Below are 888 nucleotides of genomic sequence, written 5' to 3' on the forward strand. Positions count from 1 at the left end.
AAAAAAAATCATAGACCAAACGAAAGGCTTCGACGCCGGGTTGAACGTGCGACGAATACATCATGCTGGCCATCCACAACTGCCAACGAGGCCGACTCACGGGTCCGCTCGCTACAAATCTCCAAGATGGGCTGCGCCACCTTTGTAAGTGGGGTGGAGTTCACATACGCGTGCACGAGCCGCAGCGTGCGCGGCTCCAGGGCGAAGAGTCTTCCATCGCAACGTGCATAGCCCAGCCTCACAAGCGTCAACAAGAGACGTCGCGTTGACGCCGCCGAATGGCCCGTGATCTCTGCTGCTTGGCTCAGAGTCATCGGAGAACAGCTGATACCAAATGCTTCTATCAGCAACAGCCCCTTCTCAAGGCCCATCACATGCTCTTTTTCTACCTCGCGGGGGGTATCTGTACTCACGAGTGCTCCTAAGTCATATTTTTTCGATTTGCGAAAATTTTACCGTATTTTTTTGACCATCCTCAAACGCAAACATATAGTTGCATTGCTGTGTCATGCCAAGCAATGCTGGTCTGTATCAAGGTCTTCATGTTCGAGGCACTAGGTCAGCAACAGTGACACAGCTCCATGATACTCATGCGAAGTACTCGATCAACGCAGCATGACGCTGAACAAAGGCCAAGGTGGAGGCATCAAGAAAATCATCTTCGACATGACGAAGAGGCCAGGAAATCTTCAATAACTTTCTGACCATCACCCATAGTTGATGCGTTTCCTTAATCAAGGAAGCGACACAGCACGACAGCCAGTATTCACTCACGCGCCTCGACCAGTTAACCATCCTGTCTTCAGACAGAGTGGCTGGCTTTTTCAAACTACTAGGAGACACCAACCATGCAACGCAGAACCCTTCTCAATTCAGCCTTTTTTTTTT

General features: G+C 50.1%; 1 protein-coding gene. It reads right to left on the minus strand.

Annotated features, from left to right (window positions below; translation table 11 throughout):
* Positions 1 to 8: 8 nt before the first annotated feature.
* A complete protein-coding gene (locus IEE83_RS33715) occupies positions 9 to 371 on the minus strand; it encodes a helix-turn-helix domain-containing protein (protein WP_194124959.1) in 363 nt (120 codons plus the stop codon).
* Positions 372 to 888 lie beyond the last annotated feature (517 nt).

It is taken from the genome of Dyadobacter subterraneus (genome assembly GCF_015221875.1).
GTDB classification, from domain to species: Bacteria; Bacteroidota; Bacteroidia; order Cytophagales; family Spirosomataceae; genus Dyadobacter; species Dyadobacter subterraneus.